Raw genomic sequence first — 25,004 nt, 5'->3', positions numbered from 1 at the left:
CAAAACTCAAAACCTGGAACTTGAAACAAATATGAAAACCTGGAAAACCAACTGGGAAGAATCCCAAAAAAGATACATCGACTGGTGGAACGGAAAAGGTATTGTGCTGAGCATGTGGGAGCATTTGCAAAAAGATGGCGCCCCGCATGAACTGGTGCGTCCGCCCGCACCGGCCCGCGACTTGCAGCAATTTTGGTTCGACCCGGAATGGCGGGCTGCAAACCTGCATGATCAACTGTCGCGCAGCTCGTTTAAGGCCGACATCCTGCCGGTAGCCAACACGCACCTGGGGCCGGGCTCGCTGGCTGCCATGATGGGCGCGGCGCTCGATGGAGGCGAAGATACCATCTGGATTAAACATGTGGAAGGCAAAGATTTGAACCTCGCGTTTAATGAAAATGATCCGTACTGGAAGTTGCACGAAGATTTGTTGAAAGCCTGCAAAGCCAACTCAACCAACCGATACTATGTGGGTTGCCCCGATTTGGTGGAAGGTTTGGATGTGCTGGCCAGCATTCGCGGAACCAGCGAAGTGATGATGGACATGATTATGGACCCCGAAGGGCTGGAGCAGCAGTTACAGCAAGTAAACGATGTCTATTTCGAGGTGTTCGACCGCATTTACAACATCATCCGCGAAGGCGACGAGATGACCTTTTGCTATTTCTCGATCTGGGGGCCAGGAAAGGTTTCCAAGCTTCAATGCGACCTGTCCATCATGATTTCCGAAGAAGATTACCGGCGATTTGTGCAGCCCTATATTTGGGAGCAGTGCCGGAAAATTGACTATACGCTTTATCATTTGGATGGAGTGGATGCTCAGCGCCACCTGGACGCTTTGCTCGAAATAAACGAGTTAAATGCTATTCAGTGGACGCCCGGAGTAGGACAACCCCAGGGAGGCGATCCGTGTTGGTATAATTTGTACAAACGCATTTTGGCCGGCGGCAAATCGGTGATGGCCAACTGGGTCACCCTCGACGAACTGGAACCGCTTCTGGACCATGTGGGCAACCAGGGGCTGCACATCAATGTCGATTTCAAATCGGAAAAGGATATTGATCAGGCCTTGAAGATTGTGGAGAAATACAGGTAAAGAATCCGCTTCTGACTACTGGTTATTGGATAATTAGTCATTGGTCATTGACTGCTTGGAACTTGGAATTTGAAACTTGAAACTTTTTTAATATGCTTCGATTAGGAATTTTAGGATTGGGAGAAGGGCGCAGCACCATGTCGGCTGCCCTGAAGAGTGAAAAATGGGAGTTGCATACAATTTGCGACCGCAACGAAGAACTGTGTAAACAACGGGCAAAAGAGTTCGATTTTCACCGTTACACAACAACGTATGAGGATATGCTGGCTGATCGGGAGATTGATGTCATTGGCATTTACACGCCCGACCACCTGCATGCGACGCATATCAAAATGGCCTTGCAGAGCGGCAAACATGTGGTTTGTACCAAACCTCTGCTCGATTCGCTGGATGAGGCTGCCGCGTTGCTGACCGTTTCGGCACAAACCGGTAAAAAGGTATTTGTGGGACAAAGCTCCCGCTTTTTCGAACCCATGAAACGGCAGCGGGCCGATTTTCAACAAGGAGAAATCGGTAAGTTGGTAACCGTGGAGGCGCATTACAATGCCGATCACCGCTGGTTTTTAGGCAAAGGCTGGTCATTACAGGAAAGTTTCATGTGGCTGTTTGGCGGATTAAGTCATCCGGTTGACCTGGTGCGCTGGTACCTGCCCGATCTGGACGAAGTAATGGGCTACGGCATGTTGAGCCCAAACGGGCTGACCGGCGGACTGAGGAATGAAGATACCATGCACTTTCTCTTCAAGGCAGCCGACGGGCGTATTGCCCGGGTAAGCGGAAGCTATTCGTGCCCGGTCCAGCCAACAGTCCGCGAAAGCGAAATGACCTGTATCCTGCGCGGGACGGAAGGTTGCAGTCAGGCCGACTACATGGACCTGCGCTATGCCATTACCGATAAAACCGGCGAGGAAAAACTGATCACTTTCGACGATAAACTGAAACATTATTTCCGCTTCGAAGGAAAATCGCATCATGCCGGCGAGTACCAGAATTACCTCGAATATTTTGCCGATTGCCTGGAAATCGGGCAAACGGCCTATCCCGACCTGAAAGAAGGTATTGGAACCATCGCCGTGTTGAAGGCCATGCAACAATCTTTAAAAACAGGCTTGCCAGTAAAAATTAAAGATTTGCTGAAAGACATTCCGCTTTGAAGCTTAAACTGAAAACCTGACTAATCACGCTAAACAAACAACATGGAAAGTATAAATAGTTTTTTACAACCCATTGATTTCATTGTCGTTATCCTGTATTTACTCGTGCTGATCTCCATTGGCTACTGGGTAAGTTTTGTGAAAAAACGAGAAGAAGGTGAAAACCTTTTTCTAGCCGGACGTTCTTTGGGCTGGTCCAGCATCGGACTGACCATGTGGGGAACCAACGTGGGGCCCTCCATGCTGATTGCCTCAGCCAGTATTGGATATACCACCGGCGTGGTGGCCGGTAATTTTGGCTGGTATGCTTTTGTCTTTATCTTCTTACTGGCGATGGTTTTTGCTCCCCGTTATTTGGGGGCCAATGTGCAAACGCTTCCCGAGTTCATGGGAAAGCGTTTCGGACAATCCACCCGCAATATCCTGGCCTGGTATACGCTGATTACCATCCTGATTTCATGGCTGGCCTTAACCTTGTTTGCCGGCGGCATCCTGGTTGGGCAAATACTGGATCTTCCGCTGTGGATTTCGGTTATCGTTTTGGTCGTCATTGCCGCCTTTTTTACCATTGCGGGCGGCTTGAAGGCGATTGCTTATACCAATGTGTTTCAAATGGGCTTGCTGATTGCCGTTTCGCTGGCGCTGACCGTAGTTGGCGTGGTAAAAGCCGGAGGGCCTATGGCGATTTACGAAAATACCCCTTCACACTATTGGAACTTGTTATTGCCGGCTGATGATGTCAATTATCCCTGGCTGGCCATCATCCTGGGCTATCCGGTGATGGGCGTCTGGTTTTGGTGTACCGACCAGTCGATGGTACAATCGGTGCTGGGTGCAAAAAACCTGAAACAAGGTCAGTTAGGCGCAAACTTTACCGGTTGGCTCAAAATTCTGGATGTGGCGCTGTTCATCATTCCCGGAATCACCTGCTTTGTGTTGTTCCCGAACCTTTCGAATCCCGACGAAGCTTACATGACCATGGTGACCCGTTTACTCCCTTCGGGCATGATCGGGATGGTGATGGCCGTGCTGATTGCCGCGCTGGTGAGTACCATCGACTCGGCGCTCAATTCGCTGAGTACCGTGTTTACAATGGATATTTATGTGAAAAAATATAAGCCGCAGGCTTCGCAAAAGCAGATTGTTACGATCGGCCGCATGGTCACTGTTATGGGAGCTGCCGTTTCCATTGTGCTCACCCTGGCCATCGACAGCATCAAAGGGCTAAACCTGTTCGATATTTTCCAGGCCATCCTGGGCTTTATTGCCCCGCCCATGGCGGTGGTATTCCTGTTTGGGGTGCTGTGGAAACGTACCACCACACGGGCTGTCAATTTTACCTTGTCGTTTGGAACGCTGATCAGTATCGGCACCGGGATTTTTTACCTGTGGATTTTCCCGAAAGAAACTTACACCTTCTGGCCCCATTTTTTATTGTTGTCCTTTTTCATTTTTGTGTTTTTGGCGGCGCTGACTTTTCTGCTCTCGGTTGCTGAGAAAGATACAGAAACACGGCCTCAATTTGATTATGGCGAACTGGGCCGTCCCAACCGGAAAGTTCTGTGGTTGTGGGCCGCATTAATTGTGGTGATGATCGGTTTGTATATTCTTTTTAACGGGCATTGAATTTAGTTGTAACTTATTTGATCAATCCCCGTTCGCGGTACCGTTGGATGTATTTTTGGTCCAGATCCTCTGAATCCTGGTATTTCACCCGGAGCCCGGCCAATTGCTCTTTCAGTTTGTCAACCACTTCGGCATAAGCAGGATCGTTATACACGTTTTTTAGTTCGAAGGGGTCGTTTTTCCGGTCGTACAATTCCCATTCATCCACATCAAAGTAGAAATGGGCCAGTTTGTAGTCGGTGGTTACAATGCCATAGTGCCGTTTGACCATGTGGATACCCGGATATTCATAGTAATGGTAGTATACGGCATCGCGGTTCCAGCTCTCCGTTTGGCCGGTCAGCAGGGGTACCAGGCTTTCTCCTTGCATGTCGCCGGGTTGGGGAAGGCCTGCTGCTTCGAGGAATGTTTGGGCAAAGTCGAGATTTTGTACCATTTCGTTCGAGCTTGATCCGGCTTTAATTTTGTCGGGCCAGCGAATCAGCAAGGGTGTTTTAAATGATTCGTCGTATATAAAACGCTTGTCGAACCAGCCGTGTTCGCCCAGGTAGAAACCCTGGTCGGAGGTATAAACCACGATGGTGTTTTCGCGTAAACCATTTTTATCCAGATAGTCCAATACCCGGCCTACATTTTCATCCACCGAAGCGATGCAGGCCAGGTAATCCTGCATGTACCGCTGGTATTTCCAACGCATCAGGTCCTCGTCGGTCATGCTGGGGTAGGCTTCTTTAAACGCCTCATTAATCGGTTGATAAATGGCGTCGTATTGTTTTTTTTGCTCTTCGTTCAGCCGGGAATATTTCTGGAGAAAAACATTTTTACCCCAATTCGATGATTCTTTGATGCCTAATTCTTCGGCCACTTCAGGATAGATTTTGTTATCGGCCGAGATCGTCATGTGATGCAGCAGGTTCATTTCGGCCGTTTTGGCGGCAGTTCCGCGACCCTCGTAATTGTCGAACAGCGTTTCCGGTTCGGGGAAGGTCTTTTTTGTAAATTCTTTGTAATGCCTTTCAGCCGGTATCCATTCGCGATGCGGAGCCTTATGCAGGTACATGAGCAGGAAAGGCTGGTCTTTTTTTCGTCGTGTTTTTAACCAGTCGAGGGTGAGGTCGGTAATGATATCGGTCACGTATCCGGTAATCACCGTATCGCCTTTCTTGGTGATGAAGTCGGGGTTATAATAATCTCCCTGGTCGGGTAAAATCATAAATTCATCAAATCCTTTCGGGTTGTTGCCAAAATGTAACTTGCCAAACATGGCGGTTTGATAACCGGCCTGTTGGAGGAGTTGAGGGAAGGTTACATTGGTGGTGTCGAACGGAAAAACATTATCTACCTTTCCATGCAGGTGGGTATGTTTCCCGGTGAGGATGGTGGCCCGTGAGGGCGCACAAATGGAATTGGTGACGCAGGCATTTGTAAACAGCATGCCTTCCCGGGCCAGACGGTCGATATGGGGAGTTTCGATCAGTTTGTTATTGTAAGCGCTGATCGCCTGGTAGGCATGATCGTCGCTCATGATAAACACAATGTTCGGACGTTGCGGTTCAGCATCCCGGCTTGTACATGCGAAAAGGCTTAAGGCTCCCAGCCCAAATGCGGCAACAGCTTTTCCTTTTATTGTTTGTTTTTCCATCAGATTCGTTTTACGGGGTTAAACATGGGAAAGAACCCTGCCCGTAAAGGAATGGTATTGCCGGGCAAGATTCTTCTAAAGTTAATTTGTTTGCGGGTTAATCGCATTATTTCAGTGTAAATTTTTCCTTCATGGTGGTTTGTGAACCGGCGCCAACAAAAACTTCGAAGTCTCCCGGCTCGGTTACAAAACTCATATCCTGATGATAAAAGCCCAAATCGTCGGTTGTTAGTTTGAAGTGTACTTTTTTGGTTTCGCCTTTCGCAACAGCTACTTTTTCAAAGCCTTTCAATTCTTTCAGGGGCCGGGTGACCGAGGCTACCAGATCGCGCAGGTATAACTGGACTACTTCTTCGCCATCATAATCACCGGTATTACTTACTTCGACCGAAACGTCCAGTTCTTCTCCGCCGGTTAATTCATTCCTGCTTAACCGAAGGTTTTTGTATTCGAAGGAGGTATAACTCAATCCGTATCCAAAAGGATATAAAGGCGAGTTTGGAACGTCGAGGTAATATGATTCGAATTTTTTGAATTCCTCGGTTGCTCCGGGTCTGCCGGTGTTCCTGAGGTTATAGTAGATCGGAATCTGCCCGACGTTGCGCGGGAAAGTCATGGTCAGTTTTCCCGAGGGATTGTAGTCGCCAAACAGGACATCGGCGACAGCATGTCCTGCCTCTATCCCCGGATGCCAGGTCAGCAGGATGGCGTCAGCCAGTTCGTTTTCTTCTTCCATCGCCAAGGGACGACCGCTCATAAGTACCGCCACCAGGGGTTTCCCGGTTTTGGCAAGCGCACGGAGCAGTTTTTTCTGACTTTCGGGCAGGGTGATGTCTGTCCGGCTGCTCGATTCGCCGCTCATCTCGCTTGCTTCGCCAATAACGGCTACAATCACATCGGCTTTCGCCGATACCGAAAGCGCCTCTTTGAGCATGATTTCAGGGCCGCGTTCGTCAATTTCGATCCGGGGACCAAACACGTTGATTTTTTTTGCAAACTCCGGATCGTCGGCAATATTGGCTCCTTTGGCGTACAGGACATTTACCTTGTCGCCTGCCACCTGTTTTATTCCGGCTAAAACAGGAACGGAATTTTGCGGATTACCCGAAACTGCCCAGGTGCCCAGCATGTTGTTTTTGTTATCGGCCAAAGGTCCGATCAGGGCGATGGTCCCCGATTTTTTCAGGGGCAGGGTTTTATTTTCATTTTTTAATAACACAAACGAACGGGCAGCAGCGTCGCGTGCAACTTTCCGGGTTTCGGCAGTCAGAATTTCTTTTTCGGGGCGCGATTCGTCAACATAACGGTACGGATCGTCAAATAAGCCCAGTTTATATTTTGCTTCGAGAATGCGGCGACAGGCCTGGTTGATCTCCTGTTCAGAAACGAGACCTTCTTCCAGCGATTTTCCGAGGGTGGTCAGGAAACCTTCGCCAACCATGTCCATATCCAAACCGGCTTTTAGCGCCAGGGCCGAAACTGCCTGAAGGTCGCCCATGCCGTGGGCAATCATTTCGTTGACCGAGGTGTAGTCTGAGACCACAAATCCGTTAAATCCCCAGGCAGTACGCAGCAGATCGGTCAGCAGCCATTTGTTGCCGCTTGCCGGCACGCCGTCGACATCGTTAAACGACGACATCACGCAGCCTGCGCCGGCATCAATGGCCGCTTTGTAGGGTGGGAGATAGTCGTTGTACATGCGCAGGCGGCTCATGTCCACCGTGTTGTAATCGCGGCCGGCTTCTGAAGCGCCGTAAAGGGCAAAATGTTTCACGGTGGACATCATGGTGTTTGGCTTCGTCAGGTCGTCGCCCTGGTACCCTTTCACCATGGCGACGGCAATTTTTGAGCCCAGGTAAGGGTCTTCACCCCCTCCTTCGGCAACCCGTCCCCAGCGCGGGTCGCGCGAGATATCTACCATCGGGGAGAAGTTCCAGTTGAGGCCGTCGGCGGTTGCCTCGGTAGCTGCTACCCGGGCTGTTTTTTCAATCAGTTCCATATCCCAACTGCACGATAAGCCCAACGGGACCGGAAAGGTGGTTTTAAACCCGTGGATCACATCCGAACCGAACAAGAGCGGAATCTTCATCCGGCTTTCGTTGACGGCCATTTCCTGCGTCATTCTTACTTTTTCGGGGCCAATCACTCCAAACACGCCCCCTACCTGGCCGGCTTTAATTTTAGCTTCTACATCAGTACTCACTGCTGCGCCTGTCGGGATCCCACCTCCGGGAGTGATCAGGTTTAACTGGCCGATTTTTTCATCCAGGGTCATTTGGTTCATCAGTTTGCTGATGAAGGTCTCCATTTCTGCATCTGCCGGTGTTTTTTCCTTAATCTGACAGCCGGATAATATACAAATGGCTACAAAAAAAGTTACTAATTGCTTCATATTCATTAATTTATTCAACTTTTAAAGTCTTTGATCTTCCCGATATGCCGTTTTCGTTAAAGGCTTCAATTGCGAAATAGTATTCCTGGTCGGTGGTCAAACATTTTAATTCCAACGAATGATGATCGTAAACCATCCAGGAGTTGTATAACTTGTCGGGAGAAATTCCCCACAAAATGTTATATCCCTGGCAGTTATCCTGTTTGTCCCAGCTAATCAGCGCATCCCGGCGGTCGTCGTAACGTTTCACAGTCAGGTTTTTAACTGCTTTGGGTGCTTTCCCTTCACCCAGACCAAATACCCGTAATCCGGAAATGGCCAGATGGGGAGTGGGCACGTGAATGTTGTTATAGCGAATGTACCTGACTGTTTTTGGAATGCCCAGTTCCACGTAATCGTTGGGCGTATCTTTGTAGCTTTTACCTTTGTCAATTAAGGTTTCCCAATGCTTGCCATCTGCCGATCCTTCAATGACATAGCGGTGAAACAGTCCGGGAATCCGGCCATACATGTCCGACCGGTAATCGGCGTAATTAATCTGTATGGCATAAACGGTCGCCGGATTGGACAGATCAATTTCAATCCACTGCTGGTCGTTGTTTTGACCGGCAAGCCAGAACGATTTTGAATTTTCATCCACAACATGTTCAGGGCCGTACTCACCCGATTGCGACGAGGCTTTAACCGGTTTATTGTACGAGAGCAGCATCCAGCCGGTAAATGTTCCGGCTTTTCCGGTAACGACCGGCGCAAAATACGGATAATCGCCAAAAGCGGTGTTGCTGTACATTAATCCGTCCCGGTCGAAATAGGTCGGGAACATGCAGATACGCCTTTCCCAACCAATTGTAACGGCCAGCGCCATGCTCGAAAAATGCCAGAACAGGCCATCAGGGCCGTCAACGGTACTTCCGTGTCCAGCTCCGTTCATATATCCACCCGGTTTATAACTGAAGGGGTTATTGGGCATGTATGAATAAGGTCCCAGCGGCGAATCGGCGATGTAGGCGCCATCGCCGTACACGTTGAATTCGGTGCCGGGAGCGGCGTACTGCAGGTAATACTTGCTGTTGTATTTGGTCATCCAGGGACCTTCGATGTAACCGCCCAGAACGGTGTCGGAATGGTTTTCGCCGAAACGCTCCCAGCCGTGTTTCTCAGGATTGAGGTTAAAGAGTTCATAAACTTCTTCCGACGGACGGAAACGAAGGTTTTTTTCCAATGTCCGGGCCCTGATCGGAAATTTGTTTGATGAACCCCAAAATACATATCCTTTTCCATCGTCATCAATGAAAAGCGCAGGGTCCTGAAGTTGGTTCAAAATGCCGGGTGTGGCTTTCCAGTTTCCCCTTTTGGGGTCGTCGGTGTACAAAACACTCATTGATCCGGAGGGATCGCCGGCCACGTATAGAACAGAATCTTTATAATTGAAGGCAGCCGGAGCATTACTTCCCTGAAAATACCACTTTTCGGGTTCAATGAAATTCCAGTTTAATAAATCGGTGGAATGCCAATAGCCCATGGAGCGGGTAACAAACATATAATATTCGCCCCTGAATTCAACAACTGCCGGATCAGCGCCTGATCGGTAGGAGAGATCTTTATGGGCATTGTAAATCATGTAGGTATAGTCAATATTGATCGGGTTGCAGTATGTCTGTTTCTGAGCTGTAACAAACTGGTATCCCAACAGGATTATCCCGATGCAGGTGAATAATTTCTTCGTCATTTTTATCGTTCTGATTACCTTCATAATTCTTTAATCCAGATGTTACGGAATTGTACCAGGCTGGATGCACCCTGCAGTTTTCCTGTGTTTTTATTGATGCCGCCATGATGCTGCAAGCCAATACGGCCTGCTTTATCCAATCCCGGGTATAAGGCCTGGTTGATGACGGTGATGCCATTGTTGACGACCGTAATCCGGTCTCCAATAACTGTAATGTCGAAAGCATTCCATTGTCCAACCGGTTTATCGGCATTTTCGGTTGGCACTGCAGCTGCCCTTACTTCGGCCGGGAGCGACTGGTTGTTTCTGACAGACCATAGTTCTCCTGATCCGACGGACCAACACCAGAGGTTTGCCTGGCCAACATCTTTCAACAAGATTCCCGAGTCAGAATTTGGCCCCAACGGTTCAATAATTTTTCCGTTTTCATCGCGCAAATATTCACCGTTTGGTAAAATGGTCGGAAGCGGGAAAAGGTGGTCGCCATAACCTTTAAAGCGCCATTCAATATGTAGTTTAAAGTTCCGGTATTCTTTTTCTGTCCAAAGGTTCTTATCTTCTTTTGCTTCCGATTGGGCATCGTAGTCGATGACACCGTCAATGACCGACCAATGGCCGTTATCACCTTTCGGGATGATCCAACCAGTCAAATCTTTCCCATTGAACAATTTGGTGTAGCCCTCAGCCTCAAACTGTGTTTTCACCTGTGCCAAAGCAACGGTAAAAAAAAGAAACAGACTCACTATGGTTAAAATGCAAATTCGTCTCATGATTTTTTTATTTAATGGATTACGGTTTTCATCATTCATCAATCGTCACTCATCACTCATCACTCATCACTCATAAATGTTAAGTTCCCATCCTTTACGACATACCCGGGACAGGTATTGGTTGGCTTCGGGCAGATTGGTTACCTGCATCAGGCTGTTATCCCATTCCAGCCGGTCGTCCATGCGAATGGCCAGGTTTCCCAGGCAGATGGCCTCGGCTACGGTTTGTACCTGTTCAAAATTCCCTCTCGATGGTTTTCCGCCTTTAAAGGCACGGATCATTTCTGTGGTCTGGTCAATCAATTCAAACTCAGGGATTTTAATTGAAGAGACAGCGTTATTATCTCTCACATCCAGCAAAACAGGATTCTCATAACCATAATTTGCCAGGATGGTCCCGTGTTCGCCGATGAACATGACGCCATCCTGTGGCATTTTCAGTCCTTTTTTGATGAGCGATTTTGGCGTTCGCGGTTTTATTCCGCCTTCGTACCAAAATACATCGATCAGTTTGTTTGTACCCTTGACCGGCACTTCCCAGAAAAGCGTTGCAGCATGCGGATAACTCAGCTCATTTTTTACCCAGCCGCTTTTGAAATCCCGTATTTCACAGGTGAAACTTGAAGCGCCTTCGGCAGTCACAGGCATTCCCAGGTTCAAAATCCGCCAGTCTTTCCAAAAGCCGTAGTACCCCATGTCGGCCAGGCAGCCGGCGCCGAATTCGTACCAGCCGCGAAAAGCCGTATGCGTATAATCGGGCGAATAGGGCCTGTCGGTTGAGGGGCCCAGCCAAAGCTGCCAGTCAAATCCTTCGGGAATTGGTTTTTCTTTGGGGAGGTAGGGCGAGCCCTGCGGCCACATCGGGCGGTTTGTCCAGCGGTGGAGCGCTTTTACTTCGCCAATCACACCGCTCTCAATCCATGCTTTCAGCGTGTAAAGTTCGGCCGGATCCAGAAATGCAAAGCATTGCGTAGCCAGCCCGTTTTCTTTTGCCTGATTGCATGTTAAGCGGGTTTCGTCCATAAAGTTGCCGATTGGTTTATGGGTGGCAACGTTTAATTTTTTCTTCATGGCAGCCAGCGCAATGGTGGCATGCAGGTGATCGGGTGTCATGATAAAGACGGCGTCGAGGCCGTTTTCTTTTTCCAGTTGCTCCCGGAAGTCGGCATAAACGGTACAGGCTTTATAGGAATGACTTCCATGCTGTTGTGCATAGTAATCGTCGATGTGTTTTTTTCCGACCTCGCGTCCGCCGGGAGCTCCTGTTTTTTCGCCCATTGGTCTTCCCCACAGGGGGTAATCGTAACTTTCGCGATTGGGATCGCAAACCGAGATAAACTGCAACTCGTCACGTTTCAGCCAATCCGGTAGTTGCTTTAAAGCCTGTGTTCCGGAGCCGATTAAGGCAACCTGGATTTTATCGCTGGGAGCAACCCCTTGCCGGCCGCCCAGTACATGGGCAGGAACAATGCTCATCCCCAAACCTGCTGCAGTGGTCTGAGAAATAAATTTTCGTCGGTTTAAATTCCTTTTTTGTGCCATGTTTTTCATTTTTTAGTTAGTCGGTTGAATTGATCTGTCCCGTTTTTTGACAGATTCCGGTGCCCTTCAAGCTCTATTTAAAAGCTAAACCCCAGTTTGTTCAATCCATTCTGAACGTCATCATTTTTCATGAATAAATTCCATAACAAACCTGTCCGGTAATTTTCGATCATCACCGGGATGGGGCCCTGGTCGATGGCCAGATAACGGGGCAGGTACCAGTTATTTGAATGGCTGTAGGCATCATACGGGCCGTATTTTCCGACGAGTGAGTCGGCTTCGAGGTACAGATAGTTTAAAAATTGCATCGATTCCTCCGGTGTGTAAGGGAATGACGAGAGTGCAGCCGTTGGCGAAATAACCCCAAAATCGTGGCCCGGACGATGTCCGGCATAACCGTTCATCGAGTAACTGGAAGTTAATCCCCATTGTTTTTCACCGTATTCTTCATAACCTTTGGGATTATCCAGGGCATACCGGTAATGAATCAGCGCGTGGTTCCGGTTCAGTTCCCAATAGTCGGCATAGGTATCGGTAAGCCCCCGGGGATCTAAGCCCAGGTACGAATAATGGGCCCAAAACAACGGTCCGGTGGGGGAATCGTCGTGTTCGTAAAAGTTCAGCACGGTATTTAGTCCGTAATATTCGGTGCCATTGGCAATGGCTCCGCCGCGAGCCCAACCTTTATGATAAACTTCCGGTTTGACGGGATGGGTTGGTGAGGCTGCTGCCAGGATATACATGATCAGACATTCGTTGTAGCCACCTACCGGGAAGTTCATGTCCCAGCCGTAGTTGGGCGACCAGTGCCAGTACAGCACGTCTTCGCCTTTGGTGTACCAGTCCCATTCCACCTCATGCCAAAGTTTGTTGATGTCGGCCACCAACTGTTGTTCGGCTTCGTTTCCGTTTTTAAAATATTCGGCAACGGTGAGCAGTCCCTGGATCATGAAGGCGGTTTCGACCAGGTCGCCGCCGTCGTCTTTTTTGCTGAAGGGTTTTGTTTTACCGGTGGGGCCGTCGAGCCAGTGGGGCCAGGCGCCATAAAAGCGGTCGGCTTTTGCCAGGTAGCCGACTATTTTTTGAAAGCGGGCCAGTCCTTCTTCACGCGTGATAAAACCCCGTTCAATGCCCGTCAGGATGGCCATTACTCCAAAACCGGAACCGCCCAGCGTGATCACGTTCTGATCGTTTTGCGGGTACACGCCATCCAGGTGGATCCGTTCGCGGGCCATACCCGAAGTGGGTTCGGCGCCTTCCCAAAAATACTGAAAGGTTTGGTACTGAACCAGGTTCAACAGGGAGTCTTTCGTAAAGCCCTCTTTTGCATCCGGGGTTGTTCCCGAATTTTTATTACCGGTCCTGCAACACTGTACAAATCCGAAGATTGATACAGCAAATAAGACGAGTAGATATTTTTTAAATTTCTTCATGGTGTTAATAAGTAAATCCGAGTTTGGTTAAACCTGCTTTCACTTCCGGGACCGACATCAATAAGTTCCAGATTAGGCCGCTACGGTAATTTTCGATCATAACCACAATGGGGCCCTGATCGATGGCCAGGAAGGAGCTGGCAGTCCAACTCCCGGTCAGATTAAAGGCATCGTAAAAACCATAGTCTCCCCAAAGCCGGTCGCCCAATTGATAATAGAAAAATCGCAGGGCATCCATTGATTCTTCGGGGGTAAACGGCATGGAGGATAAAGCGGCGGTTGGCGTAATCACGCCGCGGTCATTGGTTGGCGAATGTGCAGAATAACCTTTGTCTCCGTCAGAGGCTGTCAGTCCCCAGCAATAGGCGCTATAGCCCACATATTGCTTCACATTTTCGATACAATAAGCCCGGTTGATCAGGCTGTGATTGCGGTTTTGCTCCCAGTAAGCGGCATATTGGTCATACAGGTTGCGGGGGTCAATCCCTAAGAATGAATAATGGCTAAAAAAGAGCGGGCCGCCATAGTCGTAACCAACCGGCAACCTGATTCCATAGAAGTTTTTTCCATTGACAATGCTGCCGCTACGCGCCCAACCCTGGTGATACACATCAGCCGTAATCGGATGAGTTTCAGATGAAGCCGCCATGATGTAGGTAATCAGCGCTTCGTGGTAGCCCTGAATTTTCATATTCATATCCCAGGTGTAATTGGGCGACCAATGCCAGTAGAGAACTTTTTGTCCGCCCTGAGTATACCAATTCCACTCAATGGATTTCCAAAGTTCATTGATTTGACCAATTAACACATTCTCTGCCGGGGAGGAAGGATTCAAATACTGGCGGGCAGCCAGTAAACCCGCAGCCATGAAAGAGGTTTCAACCAGGTCGCCGCCATTGTCTTTCTGGCTGAATGGGATCACTTTTCCGGTGCTGCCATTGAGCCAATGCGACCAGGCTCCGTGAAAACGGTCGGCTTTTCCCAGAAAATCAACTATTTTAGCCAAACGCTCAATACCTTCGGTCCGGGTGATAAATCCGCGTTCAATTCCCACTAAAATGGCCATCACCCCAAAACCTGAACCACCGGTGGTTACCGTTTCGCCCGAAGTATTCCGTTCGCGGGCCAATCCGCTGACCGGATGACCAAAGTCCCAGAAATACCTGAACGTTTGCCGCTGAACTTTTGTCAAAAGCTCCTCATCGCTGATCAGAGGAAACTTTGGAGTCGGATCGACTTCGGTGTAAAAATTCAAATCCAAACCGGCAAAAGGCTTTCCAATCCGGTTTCCCAGGCCCGAAGCAATGGAGAAACGGTATTTCGTTAATCCTGCCAGAGGATTATGAAGGGCAACCGCTATGGTTTGCCCGTCAACCTGTGTTAAACTGAAGGGTACCGGGGTTCCGCCGTTACTGAAGGTTGAGTAAACAGAGACGTCATCTTTGGATACCGGCGAACTGAAATGCAGCTGTATTTGCGGATCGCGGCCAATATTTTGAATCCGGCTTAGCGGATTAACGCTTGTTCCGTCAATGGTAACCGATTCCAAAAGCAAAGGCGCCGTTAGGGTTGTGAAATTGAAAACCAACCCGTCGAAGGTTTCATTGTTCTCACCTTTCAATGCGCTTAAAATTTTCAGCGAGTATGCGGCTACCTCTGCCAACGGTTCGTGAGCCATTTTAACCAGCTGATTCTGACTAAAAAAGGTAAATGAAAGCTCAACTTCCTGGTTATTTGCATCAAACAACTTCATGTTTTGTTGGGCAGAAGCGGTATTCAGCGCTTTGTCGAACTTGATTTCAACCGGTTTATCCAGCGCCACATTTTCGCCCGTGCCATTTGCCGATAATGCAGTCGAGCCAACATAAACGTATGTGATGCCGAGCTTCTCCGGCGTTTTGTCCGGTTCCGGGTCATCCTTCCCGCACGACGCCAAAAGAAGCAAAGACAAAAGTGGTATAAAACAAAACTGGCGCATTGTTCGCAGATTAAGGTTGAAAAATAAAGCAGGCTCAGCATAAAAGAGCTGAGAATTGCCCCTCCGCCGGAGCGGAGGGGTTATAGCATTCCTATTTCGAGGTTTCAGTTTACAAACCGTCCTGCATCAATTGGGCAACTTCCTGGGCCGAAAGGGCTTTATTGAACAAGCGCAACTCATCCAGCAAGCTCAAGTCCGATTTATGGCCCCATTCATTAAAACGCGGGGCTCCAGACATAATCGACAGCAAATTGCAGCCAGTCCAGTCAATTCCGTCAAACGCGCCTTCCTTGGCAATTTCACCATTAATATATACCACGCATTGGGTACCCGAAATGGTAAACGCGAAGTGGGTCCAGTCGGCAGTTGTTGGATCAACAGTGGCTGCTGCACCGCCATCAAACCACGAATCAGCCGTACCGTTTCCGGCATTCAACTTGAAAATTTGGGCTGTTGACGATCCTTCGCGGAAGAACCTGAAGCCGCTTGTCCGGTTGTTCTGCACGTCTGGGTAACCAGCATTTCCCGTATCCTCAGGGCCCATCACCAGGATACCGGCCCGGTCGGGCGAAGCATTGATCTTCATCCAGAAAGCAGCGCTGAATGAATTGCTCTTCAACCCATCGGTCGGGAAAGTCAGGTAGCTGTCGGTAGCACCGGCATAAGCCTTTCCAGTCTTTCCATCGGCATAAGCGGGCGTACCGATAACCGTTGCATTGATGTTTGAAACACGGTCCTTTACGCTTTCTTCAAAAGGCATATAAAAGATTTCACCATCGTATTTGGGAACGTAGGGCGCGTCGTCGTTGATAACGGCCTGGATTTCGTCAGCCGAAAGCGCCCGGCTAAAAATCCGAAGATCGTCGTAATTGCTCAAATCCGATTTGTGGTCCCAGTACGAGAAGGTTGGCCCGCCTGCGCCAATCACCAGCTCATTGCAGCCAGTCCAGTCGATTCCGTTGGCCATAGGTGCGCTTCGCACGGGTTGACCATTCAGGTAAATGGTATTTGCCGTTGAAGTAACCGTGAATGCCACATGCACCCAGTCACCGGTACGCGGATCGACTACATCGCCATCGTTCCACACCTCGCCGGTTCCTGTCCCCACGTTAAGTTTAATCCGTTGCGAACTGGCGCTACCTTCCCTGAAAAGACGGAAGCCTTGGTTGCGGCTGTCGTCCGAAGCCCCAACGGTAAGAATACCGGCGCGGTCGGGTGAAGCATTCAATTTCACCCAAAGACTAATGGTGAATTCGTCGTTTTTCAGGTTTTCAAATGGGAACGTCAGGTACGAATTTGTTGCCCCTTTGTAAGCGCTGGTTTCCTGTAACCCGCCAGCGGCAAAGCCCGGGGTTCCAACAACACCGGCATTTTGGAAGGAAATCATCTCCATGAAATCGCCTTCGAAAGGCATGTAGAAAATTTCATCGGCATATTTTTTCGTGTAGGGGGAAACCTTTGAGAAATTCACCGATTTCGATGTTGACCTACCTTCCAGGTCGGTTGCTGTTACAGTGATTACATGATCACCAAGCGCTACATTTTCATAAACGTATTTCTTGAGGGCCCGGCGATAGTCCGGAAAATCAGCGCCACTGTAACTTTTAATTTCGGTACCGTCGAATTTTACGGAGATGGTACCCAGCTCAATATCATCGGTCACTTCAATCTCGATGGTTATGGGAGAAACCAGGTCGGGCACTTTAATTTCGTAGCCTTCAGCGGGTGAAATGATGTTCACCACGGGTGCTGACTTGTCGGTACCCGGATCGACCCTGGATATACCATCAATGTAGTTTTGATCACAAGCACTGAGAACAAACAGGCTCAGTAAAAAAGCGAATAGATTATTATATGTTTTCATTTTCAGTCAGTTTTAGTTGATTCAGTCAGCCAATTGTGGTAATTCAGCAACCTGGGGCGCCGGTATTACAAAATATGCCTTGTTCATAGTAAAGGTTTTTCCTTCGTGACTTAGCTCAGCGGTGTTTCCTGTTCGCACCATGTCATGAAACCTGATATCCCATTCCGTGCCAAGCTCTGCGAGCTTTTCATTCAGCACAACTTGTGTGGTTACGCCACTGAGAGGACTCATTCCGGCTCTTGCCCTCACCAGGTTCACCGCCTGGTCAGCAGTCATCGAAATATTGCTGCTTGCTCCCCTCGTTAAGGCTTCTGCATATACGAGAAGGATTTCGGCATAACGAATAACGATCATATTTTTGTTACTTCCGGGCGCTGTTCTTCCTTCAACCAGTTCTGTTGATGGTTGAATCCATTTGCCGGCTCCCCACTTTTTCCGGGCATTGTTGACGAAAACATCCCCTTCCCTGTTCGTGTTGGTTATCCACGCCGGTAATGTCCCCCATTCATTTTGAATCTCCGTCATTCCTGCGGGTGTCCAATGAACAGATGTTTCAAGTCTGACAGTTTCACCCCTGTCCAGCATGAACTTGATATACTTCTTGGTTGGCTCATAAAAATTCCAACCGCCATCGGCGCCGGTCCTGACCGGTGTCCATTGGAGTCCAAACGGATGAAACAGGTGACGAAACTGATCCCCGGTTCCGGAGTTAAAATCAGAGTACTGGAATTCGAGAATGATCTCGTTATCCAGTTTCCCGGCTTTTTTGAACAGGTGGTAATAATCATTCGATAATTGATATTCACCGGAACTAATGATCGCTGCGGCTGCGGCTGCGGCCCCCTGGTAATCTTCCATTTCCTGGTATGCCAAAGCCTGTAGAGCATAAGCCGTGTAGCGGGTAATTCCTCCGCGGACATCACTTCGCTTGTTTGGATGCATATTCGGTAAAAGAGGGATCACTTCATCCATTTCATCGACAATATACTGCATGACTTCTGCTTTATTGCTGGCTGGCAGGTTCTGGATATTATCGAGGTGATCGATGACGATAATTTTTCCGAATGCTTTTGCCAGGTTTAAATACAGGTATGCCCTTATGGTACGGCATTCTGCAATGTACTGATTGGTCAAAGCATCATTGCCCGCGGCAGCACGATATTTCTCGATTTCATCCATTGCTGTAAAAGCGTTGATGATATCGTTGTAATGATTTTGCCATATAGCATTGAGATTCCAGTGGCTTGGCAGGTAATTGAATGCATCCTGTTCCTGCATGGGGGCCTGGTCACCGGCGGCATTTACATCGTCGCCACGGATCCCCAGTGTTACCGGATCCTCCCAACCACGAGTATATAATCCTTCGTAGGCGCCTAAAAGAGGTAAGATTATATTCTCACCTTTTGTGTAATCAACATCGCTGGTAAAGGCTACATCCTCAAAAGGCAAATCCAGCTTATCGGTACATCCAATGACCGAGATAAGAAGCACCCCACTGAAAAATATCGGTGCGAAATATGTTGTTAGATGTTTTATTTTCATGTCTTTAAGTTTTTAGAATTTAAGACTTATACCAATTGTGTATACGGCAGGAACCGGGTAAAACTGACGATCGATACCGTCCGGGACTTCCGGAGAAAAACCGTTATATTTAAATCGGGTTAAGGGTTTTTCGGCCGTGACATAAATTCTGGCATCAGGCATTCCCGGGCCAATCAGTTGTTCTCCAATAATATTATAGGCGAGCTGAATGTTCTGAATCCGGAAGTAAGCGCCATCTTCAAGGAAGTAATTACTAAAATTCTGGTTCCAACCTTTTCTTAAGCCTGCAGCCGAAGGATATTTATTGGATGTTCCGTCTCCGTTCCATAAATTTGTGGCCAATTCCGCATCAAAATTTGTATCGTTTGTCCAGATAATTTCGCCTCGTTTCCGGTTAAGGATTTTATTACCGGATTGCCCCATGATATTCATGGAGAATTCAAAATTTTTGTAAGAAAGTCCTACAAAACCACCATAAGTGAGCGTCGGAATGTATGAACCCAGAAAAACTTTATCCTTATCGTCGATTACACCATAACCTTCTTCTCCTTGCTTTTGTTGGTCTTTGAATTTGAAATCACCGGGAACCAGGTTATTGGCCACAGCGACCGGATCAGCAGCAATTTCTGCGGTATTTTGATAAACACCTGCTACTTCATAGCCATAAAAAGAAAGTAATGGCTCACCAACCTGTGACCGTTGCCGGAATTCGGCCTGACCACCATCTATATAGGCTTGCCCGTACAGGTCGCGTACTTCATTTTTAAGTGTTGACAGGTTACCCCCAATCGTATACTTCAGATTGTTGCTGATTTCACCTTTCCAGGAGGCAACCATTTCGAACCCGGAGTTTCTGATAGTACCAACATTTCGAAGCACACTGCCCGACTGCAATTTGAGGCTAACCGGGATGGCTGCATCTTCCGTATCGCGGACATAATAATCAGCCTCAATACTCAGGCGATTGTTGAACATTTCAGCATTTAATCCGATATTCGTTCCGGTTACGGTTTCCCAGCCTAGATATCCAAACGTACTGGTTGTTTTGGTTCCGTCCACCTGGGTATCATCAATCGCTAAGAAAATGGGATTTGTTGTGTTTGCACCATCCTGGCGCGCAATTTTATCGTTACCTAATTTTCCCCAGCCACCTCTTATTTTAAGGTAATCGAGAAGATTTCCTTCCGGAAAGAAGTCTTCTTCCGTTACAACCCAGCCAAGGCCAAAGGCAGGAAATGTTCCCCAGGTTTCCTGGTACTTCTGAGTTCCTTCCACACGCACTGTTGCATAAGCAATGTACCTGCTTTTATAGTTGTATGAAACCCGTCCAAAGTAGGAAATTCCATGAAGACGCTCTGCATTATCATCAGCATCTTTGGATGTTTCGGATCGCGTTTGACCAATATACCAGGCGTTTTCATTGATCGGGATATCCTCGGCCGAAGCAACCAGGTAATCGTACCATTCATCCCGGTATGATGTACCAATCATCGCTGTAAGACTATGGTCACCAAAACTGTCGTTGTAGTTCAACGTGTTGTCCCAGAACTGGTTTACATCTGTTGTTCTTGATGAACTAATGGTAGAAAGGAGCCTGTTGGTCGAATTTGTTACGTAATAAGGTAATCCAACATTTCTGCCTTTCAAAAACATCATGGAGAGGTTGTAATTCGTTTTAAATGTCAGTTTATTCTGAATTAATTCAAGCTCTGCATAAATACCGCTGAGTACTTTTCGGATATCTTGCCTGTTATCTCTGTATGCAAGAGGGAAAAATGGGTTTTGAGCACCACGATAATCCAAAAGCTGAGCACTTGCATAATTACTTGCATTTGTCTGCCCTTGAACTAAAAGGTATTCGTAATTCTCCTGATCATATACCGGTAGAATCGGAACGGCATGATAAGCGTTAAACCAGGCAGCATCGTCAGCAATGTATCGCGTTCCGTTGCTGACATTAAAATTAACCCCTGCTTTCAGCCAATTGTTTGCCTGGTGGTCGATAGAAGTTCTGATAGTCATTCTTTTGTATGAGTTTTTGGCTTCCAACAGACCTTCCTGATCAAAATAACTCATGCCCATTGAATACGATGTTTTATCATTGCCTCCCAGAATGGATAGGGAATGATTTTGCTGGGCGGCATGCGATTTCATAATTTCAGCGTACCAGTCGGTATTTACATCCGGTACGTTCGGATTAATCCGGCTTCGGCCGTAACGCTGCATCGCATTTGCAACAAAACTAATATCAGCAGGGGCTCCTGTTTGGTTCACGTAGTTCACAAACTGTTCGGCATTGGCCATTTTCATGACATTTTGCGGAACCTGAACGCCATAATAACCGTCATAAGTAATGCTTGTTTTGCTATTAAGCGATCCTTTTTTGGTTGTAATCAGTACAACCCCGTTAGCAGCCCTTACCCCATAAATTGCCGCGGCTGATGCATCCTTAAGAACCGATAGCGTTTCGATGTCAGAAGGGTTAAGAAAGTCGATGTTATCAAAATACATCCCATCAACAACATAAAGAGGGCTTGAGTTACTGCTACCAGGAAATGAGCCAATCCCCCTGATTCGAACAGTTGGCTCGCCGCCAGGCGCTCCGGCGCTAACAATTTGCACACCGGCAACCTTTCCCTGTAAAGCCTGCATGGTTTGTCCGGCAGGGGTTTTTACCAGTTCCTCCGATTTGAGAGTGGTAATGGACGAGGTCAGGTCTTTCACCTTCAACTGTCCATAACCTACCACCACCACTTCGTCGACCAGCTCGGTGGAGCTTTCCATCGAAATATTGATGACAGACCGGTTATTCACGGTAACTTCCTGGCTTTGCAAACCCACAAAGCTAATAACCAGTACAGCATTGGGGGAGGTATTAATCGTGTAATTACCGTCAAAATCGGTGATGGTACCCACGGTGGTGCCTTTCACAACGACACTGGCCCCCGGGATGGGTTCACCATTCGACGCTTCAGTTACCTTACCCGAAACAGAAATTTGTTGCGCATAAATTGCTGTAACTGATAGAATAAATAAAAAAAGAATCATTAATTTTTTCATAGTTCAATTTTTAGAATCAGTGTGTACACAAAATTATGACTGATGTATCCCGGAAAGGAAATAAAAGGGTACACCATGAATTCTCGCTGGCAGGTGAAGTCATTCCTTTGCCTCATCTTTTCCTCATCACTTCTTGTCTGTGTTATTATAATATACAGTCGTTGAATTTGTTAGGTTTTATAAAATGTGATATTTTGTAAGAAAACAGCGATATGATATAAAACATGTTGTGAAAAAAATAGCCTGAAAGCTTCTGTTCAGGCACTGAAAATTATTCTTTCTTTGTATTCCGTACCCCAACAAGGGGGCCTTAGAGACTTAACTTTTTATTGAGGCACGTTAAAATGAACGGCATGCAACAAAAAATTGGTCAGATCATTTTGTTCTGCGGCCTGTTATCCCTGATCCCGGCGCCGGGGTGGGCAGCAGGACGACTGGGTATCAAAAATTTTAGCAAAACAGATTACCAGGCGGCCAGTCAGAACTGGGCGGCCTGTTCGGGGACCAATGGTTTCATGTATTTTGCCAACCACAATGGCTTGCTTGAGTTTGACGGGACCAATTGGAAACTGCATAAACTTCCGAACGAAACCATTACCCGGACCGTATTTGCTGCCAACGACAGCATCATCTATACCAGTGGTTACCGGGAATTGGGTTATTGGAAACGGAGCCCTTTGGGGCAACTGAACTATTTCTCATTGAATGGTCTGGTTGAACAGTTTTTTACGAAAAATGAAGAGTTCTGGAATATTGCTTCCCGGAACGATGAAACTTATTTTCATTCTTTTAACAAGCTGATTGTTTATAAAAATGACACCGCCGTTCCGGTAAGCCTGCCGGGTTTTACGAATACCATGCAGAAGGTCAGGGACCAGATTTTGATCGCAGTGAGTAACCAGGGTATCTTCAGGGTAGAAAATGGCAAAGCCGTTCCTTACCTGATCGATCCGTTCTTTTCCAATAAAATCATCCGGTTTTTGCTCCCCTATAAAAAAGATCAACTGATGATCGGGACTGCCTCGCATGGAATTGTTATTTGGGACGGGGTACAACTTCGGGAATGGGCTCCCGGATGGACCGATTATTTCATGAAAAATGAGCTGAACCGTGGACTTGTTGGGAAAAACGGGGAAATTATCCTCGGAACAATCCTCGACGGGATGCTGGTTTGTGACGAAGACGCGAATCTGGTCTATAAGCTGAATGTGGGAACCGGGCTCCAGAATAACACGGTGCTGGGGATTTCGACCGATCAGTTTGATAACATCTGGCTGGCGCTCGACAGTGGGATTGATTTTATATCGGCATCGCCGGTGAAAGGCATTCGCGTTGAAAATATTCCGGATATCGGGGCTGTTTACGCAGCAGCGATTTTCCAGAACAAGATTTACCTGGGAACCAACCAGGGCTTGTTTGCCAAGAATTTGCAGGATCCGAATAACGCCTACCGCCTGATTCCGGGAACTCAGGGACAAATTTGGACCTGCCAGGTGATCGACAACCAGCTTTTTGTCGGGCACAACGGAGGCACTTTTCTGATCAGGGACGGATTTGCCGGTTTCATTCACCGGGCCGGGGGAGTTTTTTCGATCAGGAAAGACCCGGTTCATCCCGATCAGCTGATGGTGTCGACCTACAATAATCTTCTTTCGTTTAAAAAATCCGGCGGACAATATGTGTTCAGTCATGTTATTGACGACTTTAGCGATCTGATCCGGTACATCGAAATCGATCACCTGGGAAATATCTGGGCAAGCCATATGCACCGGGGCATTTATAAGCTCACCCCGGATGACCGGCGGGAAAAGGTGTTAAAGCAGGAGTATTTCGGCGCCGGGTCGGTTTTTAGTAAAGATCATTCGTTGCATGTGTTTAAAATTGAAAACCGGATTGTTTTTACCACCAAGAACCTGCTTTATACTTATGATGACCTGAATAATTTGATTCTTCCCTATACCTATCTGAACGACCGTTTAGGCGAATATGCCCGTTCGCACCGCGTAATTGAGGCCCCCAATCATCATTACTGGTTTATTACCACCGAAAGCATGGCGCTTTTTTATATTTACGGCGACCGGGTGGAGCTTGTAAAAGCCTATCCAGCTACAATTTTTGAAAATAACCAGGTGATTGAAGGTTTCGAAAATATTTTGCCGGTTTCGGAAACCGAAGCCATCTTATGTCTCGAAAACGGCATGGCATGGCTCGATGCTTCTTTCGGAGACCCGGGACGGACCATCCGGTATCTCTTTCCGGAGTTGAGAGAATTGCAAACGATTAACAGGAGGAACGAAGGCGTCATCAGCCCTCCCAAAAACAAGTACATTAAAGTAAGCAACAGTCATAATAATGTGCAGGTCCGGTATTCGTTTCCGCATTATACCGATGAGCCGTTGTATTACCAATACTTTTTGGAGGGGATAGATCCGGGTTGGTCGGCGAAAACACAAACCCCTGTTTTTCGGTTCGACCGTTTACCTGCAGGTGTATACGAACTGAAGGTGAAAGCAATCGACCTCTGGAACAACGAGAGCCAGGTCAATTCGCTGACCCTCGAAATTACGCCTCCCTGGTACCAATCTACGCTTGCCCGCGTGACTTACGCGGGTGTTTTAGGCGGGCTGCTGCTTTTGTTCCGCATGTTCGGGATCAGAAAAATCCGCAGAAAAGAGCAGGCCGAACGTGAAAAACGCGAACAGGAATTGATTCGGCTTCGTAACGAAAAGCTAAATGCCGAGGTTTCTCACAAGAGTAAGGAACTGGCCAATTCCATCATGTCGATGATCAAAAAGAATGAATTTTTGCTTGAGTTGAAGGAAGTTGTGGCCGAGCAAAAAGAACAACTGGGATCAAGATACCCCGACAAATATTACCAGCACCTGATCACGAAAATCGATAAAAATATTTCAAGTCAGGACGACTGGAAACTGTTTGAAACGAACTTTGAGCGGGCCCATGAGCAGTTTCTGAAAAAAATAAAAGATGAATTTCCCGATCTTACGCCAAAGGACCTTCGCTTATGCGCCTATTTACGGTTAAACCTTTCGTCGAAAGAAATAGCTCCCTTGCTCGGAATTTCGGTGAGGGGCGTGGAGAATCACCGTTACCGGCTCCGGCAAAAAATGGGGCTCGAGCACGATGATAACCTGATTGATTTGATTTTGAAATATTAA

14 protein-coding genes are annotated in these 25,004 nt (G+C 47.7%); 4 read left to right on the top strand and 10 right to left on the bottom strand.

The window, feature by feature from the left end:
- Positions 1-31 precede the first annotated feature (31 nt).
- The 3 genes from AC6H3C_RS15660 to AC6H3C_RS15650 all read left to right on the top strand — a co-directional run bounded on the left by AC6H3C_RS15660 (position 32) and on the right by AC6H3C_RS15650 (position 3,876).
- Positions 32-1,096 carry a hypothetical protein gene (locus AC6H3C_RS15660; RefSeq protein WP_497516350.1) on the top strand — a complete coding sequence of 355 codons (1,065 nt, stop codon included), beginning with the start codon at positions 32-34 and terminating at the stop codon, positions 1,094-1,096.
- 92 nt (positions 1,097-1,188) lie between these two features.
- On the top strand, positions 1,189-2,250 hold the full coding sequence (locus tag AC6H3C_RS15655; RefSeq protein ID WP_497516349.1) for a Gfo/Idh/MocA family protein: 1,062 nt from the start codon (positions 1,189-1,191) through the stop codon (positions 2,248-2,250).
- Between the two features lie 42 nt (positions 2,251-2,292).
- Positions 2,293-3,876, top strand: coding sequence for a sodium:solute symporter (locus tag AC6H3C_RS15650; RefSeq protein ID WP_497516348.1), 1,584 nt, complete (start codon positions 2,293-2,295; stop codon positions 3,874-3,876).
- 13 nt (positions 3,877-3,889) lie between these two features.
- Here the strand turns inward: AC6H3C_RS15650 and AC6H3C_RS15645 are convergent, their stop codons facing one another.
- From AC6H3C_RS15645 to AC6H3C_RS15600, 10 genes are all read right to left on the bottom strand, one after another.
- On the bottom strand, positions 3,890-5,518 hold the full coding sequence (locus AC6H3C_RS15645; RefSeq protein ID WP_497516347.1) for a sulfatase family protein: 1,629 nt from the start codon (positions 5,516-5,518) through the stop codon (positions 3,890-3,892).
- A gap of 106 nt (positions 5,519-5,624) precedes the next feature.
- Entirely contained in the window at positions 5,625-7,910 is a 2,286-nt protein-coding gene (gene bglX, locus AC6H3C_RS15640; RefSeq protein ID WP_497516346.1) for a beta-glucosidase BglX, read from the bottom strand.
- Positions 7,911-7,920: 10 nt separating this feature from the next.
- Positions 7,921-9,639, bottom strand: coding sequence for a family 43 glycosylhydrolase (locus AC6H3C_RS15635; RefSeq protein ID WP_497516345.1), 1,719 nt, complete (start codon positions 9,637-9,639; stop codon positions 7,921-7,923).
- Positions 9,640-9,659: 20 nt separating this feature from the next.
- Entirely contained in the window at positions 9,660-10,409 is a 750-nt protein-coding gene (locus AC6H3C_RS15630) for a 3-keto-disaccharide hydrolase (RefSeq protein WP_497516344.1), read from the bottom strand.
- Positions 10,410-10,475: 66 nt separating this feature from the next.
- A complete protein-coding gene (locus AC6H3C_RS15625) occupies positions 10,476-11,951 on the bottom strand; it encodes a Gfo/Idh/MocA family protein (RefSeq protein WP_497516343.1) in 1,476 nt (491 codons plus the stop codon).
- A 77-nt stretch (positions 11,952-12,028) separates the two neighbouring features.
- The gene (locus tag AC6H3C_RS15620) at positions 12,029-13,384 is read right to left on the bottom strand and encodes a glucoamylase family protein (protein ID WP_497516342.1); all 1,356 of its coding nucleotides are present in this window, start codon (positions 13,382-13,384) and stop codon (positions 12,029-12,031) included.
- A gap of 4 nt (positions 13,385-13,388) precedes the next feature.
- Positions 13,389-15,362: a glucoamylase family protein gene (locus AC6H3C_RS15615; RefSeq protein ID WP_497516341.1), complete on the bottom strand. Its 1,974-nt coding sequence runs from the start codon at positions 15,360-15,362 to the stop codon at positions 13,389-13,391.
- 109 nt (positions 15,363-15,471) lie between these two features.
- Positions 15,472-17,226, bottom strand: a complete 1,755-nt coding sequence (locus AC6H3C_RS15610) for a LamG domain-containing protein (protein ID WP_497516340.1) — start codon at positions 17,224-17,226, stop codon at positions 15,472-15,474.
- A gap of 21 nt (positions 17,227-17,247) precedes the next feature.
- Positions 17,248-18,768 carry a RagB/SusD family nutrient uptake outer membrane protein gene (locus AC6H3C_RS15605; protein WP_497516339.1) on the bottom strand — a complete coding sequence of 507 codons (1,521 nt, stop codon included), beginning with the start codon at positions 18,766-18,768 and terminating at the stop codon, positions 17,248-17,250.
- A 12-nt stretch (positions 18,769-18,780) separates the two neighbouring features.
- Positions 18,781-21,828 carry a SusC/RagA family TonB-linked outer membrane protein gene (locus tag AC6H3C_RS15600; protein ID WP_497516338.1) on the bottom strand — a complete coding sequence of 1,016 codons (3,048 nt, stop codon included), beginning with the start codon at positions 21,826-21,828 and terminating at the stop codon, positions 18,781-18,783.
- A gap of 353 nt (positions 21,829-22,181) precedes the next feature.
- Here AC6H3C_RS15600 and AC6H3C_RS15595 point away from each other — a divergent pair, with 353 nt between their 5' ends.
- Entirely contained in the window at positions 22,182-25,004 is a 2,823-nt protein-coding gene (locus tag AC6H3C_RS15595; RefSeq protein ID WP_497516337.1) for a helix-turn-helix and ligand-binding sensor domain-containing protein, read from the top strand.

The sequence above is a fragment of the Gaoshiqia sp. US2 genome (assembly GCF_059705485.1).
This window is presented reverse-complemented; position numbering and strand designations above follow the sequence as displayed.

Excerpts from the sequence above, each read along its gene's own strand:
- AC6H3C_RS15605 (WP_497516339.1), bottom strand. The coding sequence starts at position 18,768 with ATGAAAATAAAACATCTAACAACATATTTCGCACCGATATTTTTCAGT.
- AC6H3C_RS15620 (WP_497516342.1), bottom strand. The coding sequence starts at position 13,384 with ATGAAGAAATTTAAAAAATATCTACTCGTCTTATTTGCTGTATCAATC.
- AC6H3C_RS15625 (WP_497516343.1), bottom strand. The coding sequence starts at position 11,951 with ATGGCACAAAAAAGGAATTTAAACCGACGAAAATTTATTTCTCAGACC.
- AC6H3C_RS15630 (WP_497516344.1), bottom strand. The coding sequence starts at position 10,409 with ATGAGACGAATTTGCATTTTAACCATAGTGAGTCTGTTTCTTTTTTTT.
- AC6H3C_RS15650 (WP_497516348.1), top strand. The coding sequence starts at position 2,293 with ATGGAAAGTATAAATAGTTTTTTACAACCCATTGATTTCATTGTCGTT.
- bglX (WP_497516346.1), bottom strand. The coding sequence starts at position 7,910 with ATGAAGCAATTAGTAACTTTTTTTGTAGCCATTTGTATATTATCCGGC.
- AC6H3C_RS15645 (WP_497516347.1), bottom strand. The coding sequence starts at position 5,518 with ATGGAAAAACAAACAATAAAAGGAAAAGCTGTTGCCGCATTTGGGCTG.
- AC6H3C_RS15660 (WP_497516350.1), top strand. The coding sequence starts at position 32 with ATGAAAACCTGGAAAACCAACTGGGAAGAATCCCAAAAAAGATACATC.
- AC6H3C_RS15615 (WP_497516341.1), bottom strand. The coding sequence starts at position 15,362 with ATGCGCCAGTTTTGTTTTATACCACTTTTGTCTTTGCTTCTTTTGGCG.
- AC6H3C_RS15655 (WP_497516349.1), top strand. The coding sequence starts at position 1,189 with ATGCTTCGATTAGGAATTTTAGGATTGGGAGAAGGGCGCAGCACCATG.
- AC6H3C_RS15600 (WP_497516338.1), bottom strand. The coding sequence starts at position 21,828 with ATGAAAAAATTAATGATTCTTTTTTTATTTATTCTATCAGTTACAGCA.
- AC6H3C_RS15610 (WP_497516340.1), bottom strand. The coding sequence starts at position 17,226 with ATGAAAACATATAATAATCTATTCGCTTTTTTACTGAGCCTGTTTGTT.
- AC6H3C_RS15595 (WP_497516337.1), top strand. The coding sequence starts at position 22,182 with ATGCAACAAAAAATTGGTCAGATCATTTTGTTCTGCGGCCTGTTATCC.
- AC6H3C_RS15635 (WP_497516345.1), bottom strand. The coding sequence starts at position 9,639 with ATGACGAAGAAATTATTCACCTGCATCGGGATAATCCTGTTGGGATAC.